This window comes from Halomonas korlensis (assembly GCF_900116705.1).
Taxonomy (GTDB): Bacteria; Pseudomonadota; Gammaproteobacteria; order Pseudomonadales; family Halomonadaceae; genus Halomonas; species Halomonas korlensis.
Genome location: NZ_FPBP01000025.1, coordinates 1 through 16,966, shown reverse-complemented (window position 1 = coordinate 16,966; position 16,966 = coordinate 1). Strand labels below are relative to the sequence as shown.

16 protein-coding genes are annotated in these 16,966 nt (G+C 62.2%); 6 read left to right on the top strand and 10 right to left on the bottom strand.

Annotation, left to right across the window (positions count from 1 at the left end):
* The 7 genes from BM341_RS18625 to BM341_RS18595 all read right to left on the bottom strand — a co-directional run.
* Positions 1-474 (bottom strand): SLC13 family permease (locus BM341_RS18625; RefSeq protein WP_245784337.1); only part of this gene is annotated, 474 nt, incomplete at its 3' end.
* 13 nt (positions 475-487) lie between these two features.
* Positions 488-2,599, bottom strand: a complete 2,112-nt coding sequence (gene lpdA / locus BM341_RS18620) for a dihydrolipoyl dehydrogenase (protein ID WP_089797782.1) — start codon at positions 2,597-2,599, stop codon at positions 488-490.
* Between the two features lie 12 nt (positions 2,600-2,611).
* Positions 2,612-4,174: a dihydrolipoyllysine-residue acetyltransferase gene (aceF, locus tag BM341_RS18615; RefSeq protein WP_089797780.1), complete on the bottom strand. Its 1,563-nt coding sequence runs from the start codon at positions 4,172-4,174 to the stop codon at positions 2,612-2,614.
* Between the two features lie 17 nt (positions 4,175-4,191).
* Positions 4,192-6,876, bottom strand: a complete 2,685-nt coding sequence (aceE, locus tag BM341_RS18610) for a pyruvate dehydrogenase (acetyl-transferring), homodimeric type (RefSeq protein WP_089797778.1) — start codon at positions 6,874-6,876, stop codon at positions 4,192-4,194.
* Between the two features lie 517 nt (positions 6,877-7,393).
* Positions 7,394-8,815, bottom strand: coding sequence for a hypothetical protein (locus tag BM341_RS18605; protein ID WP_089797776.1), 1,422 nt, complete (start codon positions 8,813-8,815; stop codon positions 7,394-7,396).
* On the bottom strand, positions 8,812-9,243 hold the full coding sequence (locus BM341_RS18600; protein WP_139233046.1) for a hypothetical protein: 432 nt from the start codon (positions 9,241-9,243) through the stop codon (positions 8,812-8,814). The genes BM341_RS18605 and BM341_RS18600 overlap by 4 nt, the downstream gene beginning before the upstream one ends.
* 35 nt (positions 9,244-9,278) lie before the next feature.
* Positions 9,279-10,463 carry a YncE family protein gene (locus BM341_RS18595; protein ID WP_089797772.1) on the bottom strand — a complete coding sequence of 395 codons (1,185 nt, stop codon included), beginning with the start codon at positions 10,461-10,463 and terminating at the stop codon, positions 9,279-9,281.
* A gap of 899 nt (positions 10,464-11,362) precedes the next feature.
* Here BM341_RS18595 and BM341_RS18590 point away from each other — a divergent pair.
* Positions 11,363-11,524, top strand: a complete 162-nt coding sequence (locus BM341_RS18590; protein WP_089797770.1) for an SOS response-associated peptidase family protein — start codon at positions 11,363-11,365, stop codon at positions 11,522-11,524.
* Positions 11,525-11,562: 38 nt separating this feature from the next.
* Here BM341_RS18590 and BM341_RS18585 read toward each other — a convergent pair whose 3' ends face one another.
* Together BM341_RS18585 and BM341_RS18580 are read right to left on the bottom strand one after the other, a co-directional pair.
* On the bottom strand, positions 11,563-11,760 hold the full coding sequence (locus BM341_RS18585; RefSeq protein ID WP_089797768.1) for a hypothetical protein: 198 nt from the start codon (positions 11,758-11,760) through the stop codon (positions 11,563-11,565).
* Positions 11,761-11,777: 17 nt separating this feature from the next.
* Entirely contained in the window at positions 11,778-12,002 is a 225-nt protein-coding gene (locus BM341_RS18580; RefSeq protein ID WP_245784335.1) for a DUF4113 domain-containing protein, read from the bottom strand.
* Here BM341_RS18580 and BM341_RS19825 point away from each other — a divergent pair.
* The 5 genes from BM341_RS19825 to BM341_RS18555 all read left to right on the top strand — a co-directional run bounded on the left by BM341_RS19825 (position 11,898) and on the right by BM341_RS18555 (position 15,974).
* Positions 11,898-12,119, top strand: coding sequence for a diguanylate cyclase domain-containing protein (locus BM341_RS19825; RefSeq protein WP_089797764.1), 222 nt, complete (start codon positions 11,898-11,900; stop codon positions 12,117-12,119). The two genes, BM341_RS18580 and BM341_RS19825, sit on opposite strands and share 105 nt — an antisense overlap.
* The gene (locus BM341_RS18570) at positions 12,120-12,320 is read left to right on the top strand and encodes a hypothetical protein (protein ID WP_089797762.1); all 201 of its coding nucleotides are present in this window, start codon (positions 12,120-12,122) and stop codon (positions 12,318-12,320) included.
* 575 nt (positions 12,321-12,895) lie between these two features.
* Positions 12,896-13,480: an exopolysaccharide biosynthesis protein gene (locus BM341_RS18565; RefSeq protein ID WP_089797760.1), complete on the top strand. Its 585-nt coding sequence runs from the start codon at positions 12,896-12,898 to the stop codon at positions 13,478-13,480.
* 306 nt (positions 13,481-13,786) lie between these two features.
* A complete protein-coding gene (locus BM341_RS18560) occupies positions 13,787-15,271 on the top strand; it encodes an extracellular catalytic domain type 1 short-chain-length polyhydroxyalkanoate depolymerase (protein ID WP_089797758.1) in 1,485 nt (494 codons plus the stop codon).
* A 217-nt stretch (positions 15,272-15,488) separates the two neighbouring features.
* On the top strand, positions 15,489-15,974 hold the full coding sequence (locus BM341_RS18555; RefSeq protein WP_175507916.1) for a DUF1440 domain-containing protein: 486 nt from the start codon (positions 15,489-15,491) through the stop codon (positions 15,972-15,974).
* A gap of 86 nt (positions 15,975-16,060) precedes the next feature.
* Here the strand turns inward: BM341_RS18555 and BM341_RS18550 are convergent, their stop codons facing one another.
* On the bottom strand, positions 16,061-16,957 hold the full coding sequence (locus tag BM341_RS18550) for a sugar kinase (RefSeq protein ID WP_089797784.1): 897 nt from the start codon (positions 16,955-16,957) through the stop codon (positions 16,061-16,063).
* Positions 16,958-16,966 lie beyond the last annotated feature (9 nt).

Genomic DNA, 16,966 nt, shown 5'->3' with positions numbered 1-16,966 from the left:
GGTATTCGAGACCCACATCGACAGAAAGCCCGTGGCGAGCATCATGCCGAGCACGATGCGCTTGGGCTCGACCCCGACCCGGGCCAGCGTCAGCAGCGCGATGCGCCGGTGGAGGTTCCATTTCTCCATCGCGATGGCGATCAGGAAACCCCCGAGGAACAGAAACACGATGGAGCTGGCGTAGGGCGCCGTGGCCTCGCCGACGGTGCGCGCCGTCAGCATCGGGATCAGCACGATCGGCAGCAGGGCGGTGGCCGACAGTGGGATCGCCTCGGTCATCCACCAGACCGCCATCAGCGTGGCGATCGTCGCGACCCAGCGCGCGTCCGACGACAAATCCTCGGCGAAGCCCATGGCGAGCCAGACCACCAGCGCCATGAGCAACCCGAAGGCGCGCAGGCCCCATGTCATCCTGGCGGAGCGCCCGCCGGCGGTTTCATCATATTCTTCCGGCTGGCGAGGCTGATCGTTCATTACCATATCCTCCCTAACGCTTTTTCTGTGGTGGCAGATCGGTGCACACGCCTTCGAACAATTCGGCGGCCATGCCGACCGATTCGCCCAGGGTCGGGTGCGGGTGAATAGTCTTGCCGATGTCGACCGGGTCGCAGCCCATCTCGATGGCCAGGCACAGCTCGCTGATCAGATCCCCCGCCTGGGTGCCGACGATGGCCCCGCCGATAATCCGATGGGTCTCCTCGTCGAACAGCACCTTGGTGAAGCCTTCGTCGCGGCCATTGGCGATGGCACGACCGGACGCGGCCCAGGGGAATACCGCCTTGCCGTACTTGATGCCTTCGGCCTTGCATTCGGTCTCGGTCTTGCCGGCCCAGGCGACTTCCGGGTCGGTATAGGCCACCGAGGGAATCTGGCGGGCATCGAAGACGCTCTTCTGTCCGGCGGCGGCTTCCGCGGCGACATGCGCCTCGTGCACCGCCTTGTGGGCCAGCATCGGCTGGCCGATGATGTCGCCGATGGCGAAGATGTGCCCGACGTTGGTGCGCAACTGCTTGTCGGTAGCGATGAAGCCCCTCTCGTCGACCACCACGCCGGCGTTTTCGGCGCCGATCTTGTTGCCGTTGGGGCGGCGCCCCACCGATTGCAGGATCATGTCGTACAGCTGCGGCTCGGCGGGGGCGTTGTCGCCCTCGAAGCTGACCTTGAGACCGTTCTTCTGGGCCTTCACGTCGGCGGTCCGGGTCTTGAGCATCACCTTGTCGAAGCGCGGCGCGTTGACTTTCTCCCAGACCTTGACCAGGTCGCGGTCGGCGCCGGTCATCAGCCCGTCGAGCATCTCGACCACCTCGATGCGGGTGCCCAGGCTGGCATAGACCGTGGCCATCTCCAGGCCGATGATGCCCCCGCCGATGACCAGCATGCGCTTGGGAATGGACGTGAGTTCCAGCGCGCCGGTGGAGTCGACCACCCGGGGGTCGTCGGGAATGAAGGGCAGTTTTACCGACTGCGACCCGGCGGCGATGATGCACTTGTCGAACTTCACCACCTGCGTGTCGCCGGTCGGCTCGCGACCATCGCCGCGGGTCAGGGCGACTTCCAGGTGATGCGGGTCGAGGAATTTCCCCACGCCGCGCACCGTCTGGACCTTGCGGGCCTTGGCCATGCCGGCCAGCCCACCGGTGAGCTTGCCGACGACCTTTTCCTTCCAGCCGCGCAGTTTGTCCAGATCGATCTTCGGCTTGCCGAAGGCGATGCCGTGATCGGCCATGGCGTTGGCCGCCTCCGTGACCGCCGCGACATGCAGCAGCGCCTTGGAGGGGATGCAGCCGACGTTCAGACAGACCCCGCCGAGGCTGGCATAGCGCTCCACCAGTACGGTCTTCATCCCCAGGTCGGCGGCCCGGAAGGCGGCCGAGTAGCCGCCCGGGCCGGCACCCAGCACCAGCATCTCGCACTCGAGGTCGGCCCCGCCGGTATGGGTGGCCGCCTGAGGGGCGGGCGCAGCGGCTTTCTTGTCGCTTGCTCCCCCGGCGGAAGGGGATGGGGCGGCGGGGGCTTTGCCTTGCGCTTCCAGCATCAGGATCGGCGAGCCTTCCGACACCCTGTCGCCGACCGCCACCAGCACGTCGGTGACCCTGCCGGCCTTGGGCGCGGGCACGTCCATCGAGGCCTTGTCGGACTCGACGGTGATCAGCGGATCCTCGGGACGGATCGTATCGCCGGCGCGCACCAGCACTTCGATGATCGGCACATCGCTGAAATCGCCGATGTCCGGTACCCGAACCTCTTCCAGGCTGCCGCCACCATAACCGCCGCCGGCATCGCCGGGGGCCGCTGAGCCTACCCCTGCTTCATGGACCGCCGGATGCGGATCGTGGTCCGCCACGCGGGAATTGGTCTCGGCCGGTTCCAGCAGCAGAATGGTCGAACCCTCGGAGACCTTGTCACCCTCCTTGATCTTGAGTTCTCCGACCGTGCCCGATTGCGGGGATGGCACGTCCATGGAGGCCTTGTCGGTCTCCAAGGTGATCAGCGGGGTTTCGATGTCGATCGCATCACCCGGTTTGACCAGCACCTCGATGATCTCGACGTCCTTGAAATCACCGATGTCGGGCACCTTGACTTCGATTGCATTGGCCATGTCGTCGATTCCTTACATGATGATGCGCCGCATATCGGCGAGCAGGTTGGCGAAATGGACGTTGAAACGGGCCGCAGCGGCGCCATCGATTACCCGGTGATCCCAGGACAGCGACAGGGGCAGCATGAAACGCCAGTCCGACTGCTTGCCGTCCGGCGAGACCTGCTTCCAGTAGGAGCGACACACGCCCATGATGGCCACTTCGGGAGCATTGATGATGGGCGTGAAATACAGCCCGCCAATCCCGCCGAGCGAGGAAATGGTGAAGCAACCGCCCTGCATCTGATCGGGCTTGAGCTTGCCGTCGCGGGCCAGCTTGGCCAGCGCCCCCATTTCCTGGGCGATCTCGGCCACGTTCTTCTGGTCCGCATCGCGGATCACCGGCACCACCAAGCCGTTGGGCGTGTCGGCGGCGAAACCGATGTGGTAGTACTGCTTGTAGATCAGGTTGTCGCCGTCCAGCGAGGCGTTGAACTCGGGGAACCGCTTCAAGGAGGCGACCGCCGCCTTGATCATGAACGCCAGCATGCTGACCTTGATGCCCGCCTTCTCGTTCTCCTTGTTGAACTGCACCCGGAAGGCTTCCAGGTCGGTGATGTCGGCCTCGTCGTGGTTGGTGACGTGGGGGATTCTCACCCAGTTGCGATGCAGGTTGGCGCCGGAGATCTTCTTGATGCGCGACAGCGGCTGGGTCTCCACCGGACCGAACTTGCTGAAATCGACCTTGGGCCAGGGCAGCAGGTCCATACCTTCACCGCCGGCTGTGGCCGCCGCCGGTGCGCCGCCCTTGGCGAAGGCCTGGATGTCCTCCTTGGTGACCCGGCCCTTGAGACCGGTCGGCGGCACTCGGGTCAGGTCCACCTCGAGTTCGCGGGCGATACGGCGAGCCGAGGGGCTGGCATGAACCCGGCTGAAATCGATGATCTGGCCGGTCGAGGGTGTGCTGGAGGGGGCAGACGCTGGCTGCGGTTTCTGGCTTTCTTCTCCGACAGGTCCGACAGGAGCCGCGCTCCTTTCTGCCTCTCCCGCCCCGCTCTCCAATAGCAATACCAGGCTGCCCTTGGAAACGTTGTCGCCGACCTTGACCTTGACTTCCTTGACGGTGCCGGCCTTGGGCGCGGGCACATCCATCGAGGCCTTGTCCGATTCCAGGGTAATCAGCGGGTCCTCGGCCTGGACGCGGTCGCCGGCCTGGACGTGGATCTCGATGATCGGCACCTCGCCGAAGTCGCCGATGTCGGGGACCGTGATCGCCTCGACCCCGCCACCGGACGGTGCCGATGCCTCTCCTGCTTCCCTAGCGGAAGCGGGGGCAGGGGAGGACGAGGGAGCTTCACCCTCCGCCTCCAGCATCAGGATCGTCGAACCCTCGGAGACTGTGTCACCGACCTTGACCTTGACCTCCTTGACGGTCCCCGCGGCAGGCGCGGGCACGTCCATGGAGGCCTTGTCGGATTCCACGGTGATGAGCGGGTCCTCGACCTGGACGCTGTCACCGGGCTGGACGTGGAGTTCGATGATCGGGACGTCGGTGAAGTCGCCGATGTCGGGTACCTTGATTTCTTGGATAGCCACTTTTCGTCTCCTCCGGCTCAGGCGTACAGGGGGTAGGGCTTTTCGGGGTCGATGCCGTATTTGGCGATGGCGTCCCGGACCTTGCCGCTCTTGAGCGTGCCCTCGTCGACCAGGGCCTGCAGCGCGGCCAGGGTGACGTAATGACGATCCACCTCGAAGTGGCGGCGCAGGGCCTCGCGGCTGTCAGAGCGGCCGAAGCCGTCGGTGCCCAGCACCTCGTAACGCCGTGGCACGAAGGGTCGGATCTGTTCGGCGAACATCCGGATGTAGTCGGTGGAGGCGATGACCGGTCCGTCGGTACCTTCCAGGCACGCTTCGACATAGCTCTTGCGCGGACTGTCTTGGGGATGCAGCCGGTTCCAGCGCTTGACGGCGTGGCCGTCGCGGGCCAGTTCATTGAAGCTCGGGCAACTCCAGACGTCGGCCGCCACGCCCCAGTCGTCGCGCAGCAGCTCCACCGCCGCAATCACCTCGTTGAGGATGCTGCCACAGCCCAGCAGCTGAACTCGCGGGTTCTTTCCTTTACCCTTCCCCTTGCCTTCCTCGGCCTTGCTGAAGGGGTACATGCCCTTGATGATGCCTTCCTCGGCGCCCTCGGGCAGTGCCGGATGATGGTAATTCTCGTTCAGGGTGGTGATGTAGTAGAAGACGTTCTCCTGATCCTCGTACATGCGTTTGATCCCGTCGCGTACGATCACCGCCACCTCGTAATGGAAGGTGGGGTCATAGGCCATGCAGTTGGGAATGAACTGGGCGAACAGCTGGCTGTGCCCGTCCTGATGCTGCAAGCCTTCGCCGTTCAGGGTGGTGCGTCCCGAGGTGCCGCCAATAAGGAACCCCCGCGCCAGCATGTCGCCGGCCGCCCAGGCCAGATCGCCGACGCGCTGGAAGCCGAACATGGAGTAATAGACGTAGAACGGGATCATGGTGACCCCGTGGTTGCTGTACGACGTGGCCACGGCGATCCACGACGACATGGCCCCGTCCTCGTTGATGCCTTCCTGCAGGATCTGGCCTTTCTGATCCTCCCGGTAGGGCATGATCTCCTCGGCGTCCATGGGCACGTACTTCTGCCCTTCGGGGGCGTAGATACCGATCTGCCGGAACATGCCCTCCATGCCGAAAGTGCGCGACTCGTCGGCGACGATCGGGGTCAGCCGCGGGCCCAGGGTCTTGTCCCGGGCCAGGGAGACCATGATGCGCACCACGGCCATGGTGGTGGACATGGTGCGCTCACCGGTATCCCCCAGCACCTGCTTGAACATGTCCAAGGGGGGTGCCTTGAGCAGATCGCCGTTGCGCCGGCGCTGGGGCAGATAGCCCCCCAATGCCTTGCGCTGCTCGTGCAGGAACTGCATCTCGGCGCTGTCCTCGGGGGGCCTGAAGAACGCCGCCTTGGTAATCTGTTCGTCACTGAAGGGCAGGTCGAAGCGCTGGTGAAAGTACCTGAGATGATCCTCGCCCAGTTTCTTCTTCTGGTGGGTGATGTTCTGGCCCTCGCCACCCACACCCATGCCGTAGCCCTTGACGGTCTTCATCAGCAGCACCGAGGGCTTGTCCTTGGTATTGACCGCGGCGTGATAGGCCGCGTAGACCTTCTGCGGGTCGTGTCCACCGCGGATCAGCTTGTAGTAGATGTCGTCGTCCGACATATGGGCGACCATTTCCTTGAGCTCCGGATACTTGCCGAAGAAGTGCTCGCGGATATAGCCACCGCCCTTGACCTTGAAGTTCTGATACTCGCCGTCGACGCACTCCTCCATGCGTTGACGCAACAGCCCCTTGGTGTCTTTGGCCAGCAGTTCGTCCCAGCCCGACCCCCACAAGCACTTGATGACGTTCCACCCCGCGCCCCGGAAGTTGCCCTCCAGTTCCTGGACGATCTTGCTGTTGCCCCGTACCGGACCGTCCAGGCGCTGCAGGTTGCAGTTGATCACGAAGATCAGATTGTCCAGCTTCTCCCGGTTGGCCAGGGCGATGGCCCCCTGGGACTGGGGCTCGTCCATCTCGCCGTCGCCCAGAAATGCCCAGACCTTGCGCCCTTCGGTGTCGGCCAGGTCCCGATGGTGGAGGTACTTCATGAAACGGGCCTGATAGATGGCCATGATCGGCGCCAGCCCCATGGACACGGTGGAGACCTGCCAGAAATCCGGCATCAAATAAGGGTGGGGGTAGGAGGAGAGCCCCTTGCCGTCGACTTCCAGGCGGAAGTTCTCCAACTGCTCCTCGGAGAGCCGTCCCTCGAGAAATGCCCGCGCGTAGATACCTGGAGCGCAATGGCCCTGCACGTAGATGATGTCACCCCCATGGCTCTCGCTGGGGGCATGCCAGAAATGGTTGAAGCCCACCTCGTACATCACCGCCGAAGACGCGTAGCTCGCGATATGCCCGCCGGGTTCGGCGGGTTTCTTGTTGGCGCGCACCACCATGGCCATGGCGTTCCAGCGCAGGTAGGCGGTCAGCCGCTGCAGCAGGGCCTCGTCGCCGGGCAGCTTGGCCTCCTTGTGGGGCGGGATGGTGTTCACATAAGGCGTGCGGGTCGTGTCAGGCGCCTCGGCACCGGTCCGGTAGGCTTCTTCCACCGCCTTGTGCAGCAGATAGGTCGCCCGCTCGGGGCCCACCCGCTCCACTACCACATCGACGGCTTCCTGCCATTCCCGGGTTTCCTGTGGGTCGAAGTCGTTGTAGTTTTCGAATGCCATGGAGCGTCTCCCTGGGTTGGGTCGGACTTGTTTTCGTTAACAATCGGTAGGCCGATGACGGGTCCCGCTGGCTGACCATGGGCTTGGTTGTCTGAAACGCCAGCTTGCCGGGGCGGGGGAGGCGATGGCACTTCAAGGGGCTGTCGCGTAAATCGTCTGCCATGGGGTTTTCCTTACACGCTTTCACTTATATCGGCAGCGGTGTCGATGGCCGCTTTGCCGCTCGCATTCTCGTCTCGAACGGCGGCCAGACTGGCTTCGACTGGCCGAGCCACCATCCACTTTCCGCCCGACTCGGCTCGATGGGCCTGTAAGCAATGTAGGCAATATGGGCAATAAAGGCATAAACGATAAACGGGCTGCGTCTCTTTCGAAGCGCAACCTTATTGAAGGGGAGTTGGACTCGCAGCAGGGTTGGCGTGAGGCACACCCGATCGAGATGCGCTAGAAGCGGCTCTCGAAGCGCATGGCCGATGAGGTGATCCTGCCTGCTGGTGCGAAGAACTGAAGCGGTCGGTTATTCGGTGATCGGTTGCGAGAGAATCCAGAGGCTGAGCACTGTCAGCCCAACCATAGCCATTGTCATCGGGACCTGCGATAACGCCGCGCGCCGCGCATCTCTGAAGAACTGGAGCGCGCGCTGGTGCGCGATGAGAACCGAGAGCGCGTGCCCCCCGATCAGTGCCGTGAAGGCGATCCACCAGATCTGCTCGGCCCCTATGACGCTGATGTCGATGGACCAGTTCCGTGTACCGAAGAGGTCCCATCCCAAGCCGAACGGGTCGGACACAGTGGGGAAGAACAGCTGACCGGCGATCAGGAGGTATGAGATGTAGTGCGACAGATGGTAGGCGACGGCGATAGGCAGGAGCGTGCCGACGAAGCCCCGCCCGAGCTGACCGATCGTGAGCCCGCCGCCGGTCAGTGCCCGCATCAGCACGATCAAAAGCCAATAGATCCCGTAGAAGCTGACAACGATGGCGAAGAGACCGACGGTGCGGATCAACTTGATCAGGTCGATGCCCTGATCGCGCAGCCAGAGCAGCGACGGGCGCAGGGATCGCGATTCGCTTACGAAGTCCAGTACTGCGGCCCAGGCGGGCGTCTCGGATAGGCCATCGAAGAGCACAATTCCGACGAGACCGGTGACCAGCGCCACCTCACCGCAGATCGGCTCTGACCTCGCCAACAGGCCCACACCCGGCGGTCGCACGCGCAAGGCCGTGCGGCTGGCCACCGAGAGAGGCGCAACCCGGCCGAGAACCTCGAAAATGCGGCTCAGGGGGTCTGCCACGCGAAACCATTGTTGCCCCCAGACAAGCCCGCCGAGGAGCGCGATAACGAGGTAGACGGTCACCAGCAGGCCCAACGCACGCGGATCTTCCGACCAGTCCGAGACCAGCTCAATCCAGGCAATCGCCAGTAGCCCCGCCGGCGCAAGCAAACCAGCAGCCGACGGCAGATCGGCCGCACTGCGCGCCCACGGCCGTCCAGCCACCCACGCCAAGAGCGCCGCAAGCCTGCGAAACGGGTCGATCTGGGGCCAGAGGCAGACCACAAGGGCCGAAAAGAGCAGGAACCCGACCCACCAGATCACCCAGACCCAGACGGTTGCGAGATTGCGCACGGCCTCCTGCGGACCGAAAAACGCGGCGCCGAGCAAGATGGCCAGCCCGAGTACGCCGGAAATGCCCAGCATCGTTGAAAGCGTGCGGCCAGCGTTGGCGGGCACCGGAATGTCCAGATGCAGCGTGCGCACCCGTCCAGCGTGGAGAAAGATCAGAGCGCCGACAAACGAAGCCGCCACCGCAACCCCCGCTGCCGCAAGATACAGCCCGAGCGGCAGTGGTAAGTCGTAGCGAGCGCCGAAGGCATGCGCCTGTACCCGCGACGCTGCCAGAACCGACATCGTCACCAGCGCAGCATGCCAGCGCGTCATTCAGGCCGAACCTCAATGTAGGCGAGGACTCTGTCGGTGCGACCCAGCAAGTCCTTTACCCCATGCGCCTCGATCGGGAAGCGGCCGACATGATCGGCGCGGAAGGACATGACAACCGGCGCCGCGTTGGCTGTCGTTCCTCCCAGGTCATAACCGTGCAGGTGCAGTTCGGTGTCAGCCGGCGCATGCAGGACGAGCCGGACCCTCGCACCCTGGCTGACCACGATCGTCCCGGTCGGGCCGTCGCCCAACGTGCGTTCAATGACGGTCGCGCTGTTATCCTTCCCCTTGGCCGGGGCCTCGGGCACGAACCCCTGTACCTGATGCGCCGGCCATTGGTCGGCTATGTCATGCGCACGGCCGATTCCGACCAAAGCGCACAGCAGCAAGGCGCCTGCCATCGCCATCGCACGTTTCTTTGGATGCATCGCCACCTCCCCGGGAGGGGTGCCGCGCCGTCCACCTAGTGTCCGGCCAGGTGGTTCCACTCCGGCAGCAATGCGAGCGAGTTCGGATTGAACCCGGCATCCTTGAGGGTCGCCATTGAGGCGACCACCTCGCCGTTCACAAGATCCACCACCGAGACTGAGCCGTCGCTCATGTCCGGCAGGTTGATGAACGAGTTCTGGACGAACCCGTACTTGAAATCGGGAGTGAATCCGACGTGGTGCGCGCCGTCGGCAGTGACAACCTGCTTCAGGAGCTTCGGCTTCGTCGGACCTTCCGAGATGTCGAAGATATGCAGGTGGCCGGGTTTCATCGCCGTCGTCACGTACATGCGATCGGGGGTCTCGTTATCGTTGAAGTAAATCTCCAACGGCACGCTGGCACCATGCTCGGCGAAGTCGAAGAGCGTCTCGCGATCAAACTCCTGCGCGTCCGTATCCCAGACCAGCGCTTCAAGCGTGTTCCCGAACATGTTGGTCACGATCGCCGTCGCCGGCTCGGCGCCGGGCACGAAGAACACCTCGACGGGCGCGACCTTCGAAGGCGACTCGGCATTCGACATCTTAATCTTGCCGAGTGGCTTGAGGTCGGAGGCACGCACCTCAGAGACGAACTCGTCAGGGCTTGTGAGATCCGGCGTGATGGTCGAGGTTACAAGGATGCGGTCGATCATGCTGTTGACGGCGAGGCCGTGCGGGTAGGTGCCCGGCAGTGCTATCTCGCCCACCACCTCGTCGGTTACGACGTCACCGACGATCACTTTGCCGGAGCCCATGCAGGTCAGATACCAGCGCTCGTTCGCCTCGTCCAAGATCACGTCCTCGGCCATCTCGCAGGGCGGCGTCTCGATCGTGTGGAGGCGGTAGGGGTTCTGCGTAAGATTAAGCACCTGAAGCGCGGGCTGTTGCAGACCGGTGATGTAGGCCTTGCTCATGGTGCGGTCGTAGAAGATATGGTGCGCGACCGTCGCGGAGTCGATCGGGATGTCCGAAATGACACGCCCAAAATTCGGGCTTTCCGGATCTACGTCGATGATGGCCAGCCCCTCTCGCCGCGGCACGTCACCCGACAGCTTGAGGCTCTTGAGTTGATCTTCCGGCTTGCTCTCGTAATTCATGATGGCTAGGATTTCTGCGGTAGCCGGGCCAGCCGAGATGCCTATCCCCACAGCGAAAGCGGTCAAGAAAATTGCGTTTTTCATAGCAGACCCTCCTTGGGCGCGACCGTCCGCAGGACAATCCTAGGAAGGTCCTTATCTTTCACGTAGCGCCTCAGGCCTATAAACACAAGAACTATTTCCGGTGTTCACCGATCATGTGAAGAGGAGGGAGTCGCATCGTGGCCAATATGGGCTTGGATTTGGGCTGAGAGCCCCGAGCCTGAAGGAATTGGTCGATTGGCGCTGACCAGGAGCGACCGCTACGGTCAGGAAGTCGTCTCGCCGGCAATGTCTCGCGTTGCACCAGTTCGGCTACCACCTAATCTCACAAATGTAGCGAATGTCATCTTCGTAGGACCGCAACGCGGTATAACTGAGGTCAAGTTAGATACCTGTGTGGGCCGTTCCTAGCCAAGTGTAGGTCGGCCTCAATGTGCTGCCTGTTCCCCTATTGGTTGAAAGTCAGCCACCGATAAGGCGCCCACAAAAGCAAAAATGCTGACCAGCACTGGTAACTGTAGAGTCCCTGATGATCAGAATGGTCTCCGAAGCCGAGGGTCGCAGGTTCGAATCCTGCCGGGCGCGCCATGGATTCAAGGGCTTACGACAATGTCGTAAGCCCTTTTTCGTGCGTGTGCCCAAACGGTGCCCAACCTGAAATCCAAATACGCTATATTCGTTTCTAATGATTGACCACTGGGCGAGACCGGGCACGCATTTGGGGACAAGCGTTGCACATATCTTGCCAGCAGGCGCTGGGGCTTCAGTAGCAGGCATGGTGTCAGTAATGAGCATGAATTAGGTTACATGCATGTTGTCTGGCTTTACCCAGCGTCTGAGCCCTTTGCTGTTTTGACGTGCGCCATTGAGGGCTTCGGCCGCTCTTTCGAGGGCGAACCGATCGAGGCAAAGCTCCACGACTTCCCCCTCCGACCAATCGGCTGCCCAAGAGATGGACCCAGCTCACCAAAGCCACGGTAGAGAAAGTGGCCACCTCCAACTATTTCAAGGGCGCGTTCGCCCATCACCGTTGCCTGGTGCCGGCCGACGGGTCGTATGAATGGTTGCTCATTGATGACAAAAAGCAGCCGCACGTTCTGTGACACGAAGATACCGCGCTGATCGATCCGGCCTGATCGTGTTACTTCTTTTTCTTCATGAAAGGAAAGACTTTACCCATTGCATCAGCGAGCACTTGGTCAAGCGGCTTATGATCCAGGCTCACAGCGGCTCTCGCTGCAGTATAGGTCCCTTTGTATTCCCGAGCTATTTCGCTATCCATCATGCTGTCAGGTAGCTGCTCTTTTTCCCGGATTACGTCGATGACGGCCTTGTCCATGTCGCCCTCCATTAACGCTACTTGCTGTCGAGCATAGTGCAGAATCGCCCTGGCCGCGGTAGGTCATTACTCATGTGTACGGCAGGCAGTTCGTCCCATCTCGTCGTCCAGCGCGGCGTGCGGTTTGTACAGCTTAAGTGCCAGGCGGCGTCAGGGCTGGGTCGCCCCTGCGTAACGGTGCGTTGAAGGAAGAATTGAGCGAGCTGAGTCTGAGCGTCACCATCGGTATCGCTAGAGCGCACACTGACGAGGCCGATCTTGAGTCCCTGATCAAACGAGCGGACCAGGCGCTTTACGCTGGCAAGCGCGATGGAAGGAATCGGGTGGTGTTGAGTGAAGACGCGTTAGAAGAAGGCTGAATGGAGAAAAGCCTGACGAGATTCGACAGACAGGTGCCACCGGACGGCGGCCGGGCGCTACGTTTCGACCAGGTCGCCTTCGCCGTCTTTGATCTCTACCTGCTCGCCCGCCCGGGCGCCGAGGCGGAGTACGCCGATGCCGAAAAGGAAGTGGCCAAGGCGTATCTCGAGACCCTGGATCCGACCATATGGTCGCGGTGATCGCGGCGCTGGTGGCCGAAGAGCGTCGCCGCGAGCGGGAAGGCGGCCCACGTCTGCCCGCATTACGGGCGCCTCAAGGGGTTGGCAGAGCTGGGTGGGGTGGAGCTCGCGGTACGCCAACTCACCGCCTGAGCCATCGTTCCACAGCGCGGCATGGGGCCCGCTGTGTGATTGACGGTACCCATGTGTTCACGGCTAGTTCTTGGAGGAGGCCCAGCGCTGACGTCCCATCAGGACAGCGGCGGGGACCAGCATCCTGCGACACCAATGCCCTTCGTTCTCGGTAACATGGTGGGAGGAAAGCGCTTTCCGACGCCCCATATAAGGTATCGACCCTTATAAGATTCTTTTTATATACTGCTTCGCAGCATAGGCCTGCAGGTGGTTACGAAACAGGGGCGATTCTTTTCCCGTCACTCGCTTGACGACTTCTCACCCAGTGTCTTCAGTATAAGACTTGGCGGTACCTACGAACCCCGGATTGATGGGGTTCGCTAGCGAACTTTTTGATCCAGACGCCTCCAACCCCCCAGCGCCTGCCTGTCGGGCGCTTGGTTTCTCCATGGTGACCTTCGATGAACCAGCCATTGCAAGACCTCGAACAACTGCTCGATCGAATTGGCGAATTGACGCGCGACAACGATCAGGTCTCGATCGGGATGGTCGTCGAGTCGGTTGGCAGTCGTTCTTTTGGGCCGCTGTTGATGCTCATCGGTATCACGCTTTTTTCGCCGCTGAGTGGTGTGCCGGGCATGTCGGTCTTCATGGCGTCGTTCGTATTGCTGATCGCCATACAGATGCTGATCGGCCGAAAACAGTTCTGGTTGCCACACTACATCCTTAACCGCTCGGTTGAGCGCGGCAAGCTGCAGAAGGCGCTAGACTGGCTCGGCAAGCCGGCACGTGGCATAGATCGAGCCCTCAAGCCGCGGTTGACCTTTCTGGTGCATAGCGGGGGCAGTTATGGAATTGCCGCGCTATGTGTAGTCGTCGGCCTGTGCATGCCGTTCATGGAACTGGTGCCGTTCTCTGCCTCGGCCGCTGGCCTGGCACTGTTGCTACTGGGACTTGCGCTAGTCGTGCATGACGGATTGCTGGTGCTGCTTGCGGTTGCGGTATTTGGCGCAGCTTTCACCTTTATCATTATCAACACACTGTGACTCCCCCTCCTGCGGTGAGAGAACCCCTGCTGGATGCTCTGGTTCCTGGATGCATGGCGCTGCTGCCCAACGATGCCCGGCGCCATGGGCTCCCTGCGCGATTTACAACGCATCCGCGGTGATAAGACTCGAAAGGAAGTCTGACTACAATGTCGCCCTCTCCATAAAGCTCTTTGGCGGTGGTAGTCAGAAATAAACCACCGGGTAAATGAACTACGCTAGAAGCTCTCTTGCTGCCAGCAGAGGATAACTTCTGTAACTCATTTGGCCATTAGAGACCCTACCGCTACCAAATTGGGTGACATCATGCGTATCAGCCTGCTTTGTCGAAACGCGCTTGCGATGGCGCTCCTCGCACTGCCCAGCTTGGTCGTTTTTGCTGGTACGACGGAAACGTTCACCTTTCAGGCCCAGGATTATCCAGGCTCGCGTGACCGGGAGTACACCGTCTATCGCCCGGATGATCTGGGCAGTAATCCGCTACCCATGGTCATGGTGCTGCATGGCTGTCGACAGACACAGGACGATGTGCTTCAGGACTGGGGTCTGACCGCCGCCGCCGACCGCTACGGCTTTGTTCTCGTCACTCCGTTCATCACTAGCTACGATGGCCTGCGCAATCCTAACTGTTGGGGGTTTTGGCTCGACCAGCATCAACACGAAGGCGGGGGTGAACCGGAAGACCTGCACCGCATTGCCCTGGAAGTCGAAGGTCGCGTCGAGATCGATCCGGGTCGCCGCTATATTGCGGGGCTTTCCTCGGGCGGCGCGATGGCCGTCGTGGCGGCGATGACCCATAACGAATACTGGGCGGCGGCGGTGAGCGCCGCGGGCCTTCCCTACGGAGAGGATGCGGCATCGGTGTCGTTTCAGTGCCCAGGCACGGCTACCTTTCATTCGATCAGCCGGGTCGTGAGTGATATGCGCGATGAAGTCGACGACCCATACCCCATCCCCCTGATGGTGATTCAGAATGAACGGGATTGCACCGTCATCCAGCAGGCGGGGCTCAATCTCCGCGATGCGCACCTCGCGGTCTTCGGTAATGCCTCCCAGAACACACCGGCAGCCTCCCGTTTGTGCACTCCCTTCTTTGTCGAGGACTATGACTGCCGCCACGACATTTTCACCGCGGATGGCGACAGCGGTAGCCGGTCAGTGGTGGAGACCGTGTTTTATGCAGGCCCTCTGGCGACGCCGAACCCCCAGGACACCGACCATGGTCACTACTGGATTGGCGGAGAAGAGGGCAACAATGGCCGGTGGTCGCTGCGCCGCGGGCCCAGCCTACCGGACATCGCGTGGAACTTCTTCGAGCGCCACCCGCGCGACGGCACCGCGGCAACAGGGCCGCACATTACGCTGATGGGCCCTGACCCACTGCAACTGGAGGTAGGACAGGTATTTGCCGATCCAGGCGCCACTGCGACGGATCCTGAAGACGGCAACCTGCCAGTCAGCGCCAACTGCGACAGCGTCGATACGACCCAGGCCGGCCTGTATACCTGCACCTACAGCGCAACCGACAGCGAGGGCAATACGGCATCCGCGACGCGTACGGTTGAAATCATCGACCCGAACGCGTGTGTCGAAGTGTCAGCATCCCCACGCGCCCATGTCACCGCTGGGCGTGCAGTGGTCTTCAGCTGGTATTTCTACCGCCGGGCACTTGCCCGCGGTGACCGTCAGGACATCGGCTTCGCCTGGAATGATTGGTCCAGCGTAACGCTATACGAGGGTGAAAGTGCTGGTGAATGGTTTACACGTCCGGTGGAGGGTTGTGCCGATTAGGGCGCTTCTTGATTGACACCTGTTTGGTTGGTTATAAAAGCGATGCCTCTTGCGTTCAGGCAGGTAGCTGGGCGGCGAGACGCGCGATCAGCTGAGGCAGGTCCTTCGCGTGATGCAGGGCAATGGCACCGTTGGGGTGGAGCCTGGCCCAGGCGTTCCGCCGCATTCACGACTATGGTGACTCATGTAAGCCATCCTGTGCCTCAAGGAGGAAGGCATGAATCGCTATCTGGCCGGTGCCATTGGCGGACTGCTCGCCACCGTTCCTATGACCCTTGCCATGGAGGCGCTGTATAGGCGGCTCCCGCGCGAAGAGAGCTATCCGTTGCCGCCTCGTGAAATCACCCAGGACCTCCTCCAGAAAGCGAATGCGGACACGTCTCTGGACGAAGAGCAGCGCACCGAGCTGAGCCTTATAAGTCACTTTGGCTATGGAGCCTTCGCCGGGGCGTTGTACCCCGTCACGCGGCGTCATGTCGCGCATCCCCTGATTTTCGGCAGTAGCTTTGGCGTGGCGGTATGGGCCGCGAGCTATTTTGGCTGGATTCCCGCGCTGCACATCCTCACACCGCCCCACCGTCACCCGGCCAACCGCCGACGATTGATGGTTGCGGCTCATCTGGTATGGGGGGCCGGCACCGTGTGGATCGGCGAGCGTCTGGCGAACCGACGGGACGTCCCCCCACGCCAACGGGTGAGCTAGCCACGCACCAACTAAAGTGGTCAACTAATCCCGGACAGCAATTTAAGTTTTTCTGCCGCGACGGTCGGTGGCTATGCAAGTCAGCTTTAGTGCGACAGGTCGTCTTCGAGTTCTGCCAGGCGTTGACGAGTCGGCAAGCCCTCCATGTCGCCCTGCACCTGAACGGCCTCGGCGCCGATCAAGTTGCCGCGACGCACGGCCTCGCGGGCTGACCGCCCATCGAGCAGCGCGCTGATCACGCCCACCGCAAAGCCGTCTCCGGCGCCGACGGTATCCACCACCTCGTCGACCTCGACACCGGCCATGCTGAACGATGCTTCATGCCCGTCGAGGACCCCACGGTAATAGCTACCCTCGGGGCCGAGCTTGATGATCACCGCCTTGGCGCCACGCTCGAGATAGAAGCCGGCGATATCATCGGGTGATACCCGCCCGGTGAGCAGCTGACCCTCGGCCAGGCCCGGCAGCACCCAGTCGGCCTTGGCGGCCATGGCGTTGAGCGTCTCGCGCATTTCGTCCTGGCTGGACCACAGGCTGGGTCGCAGGTTGGGGTCGAAGGAGATGCTGGCGCCGTGCCGGCGCGCCTGGTCCAGCATGTGCCAGGAGAGCTCACGGCAACTGGCCGAGAGCGCAGGCGGGATGCCGGTGGCATGCAGGTGGCGAGCGGCCGAGAAATCCACCGATGCGGCATCGTCCGGTGACAGGTGGCTGGCAGCGCTTCCCCGCCGAAAATACTCCACACGAGGGTCGGCACCGCCAAAGGCGCGCTCCTTGAACACCAGCCCTGTGGAATGCTCGGCATCATGGATCAGGTGTCGGCAGTCCACGCCCTCCGCCTCCAGGGTGCGCCGAAGGTAGTCGCCGAAGCTGTCGACACCCACGCGGCTCAACCAACCGACGTGGAAGCCGAGCCGGGCCAGGCCGATGGCGACATTGGTATCGGCACCGGCTATGCCGCGCTGGAAGTGTTCGATATCGGGCATGGCCCCCGG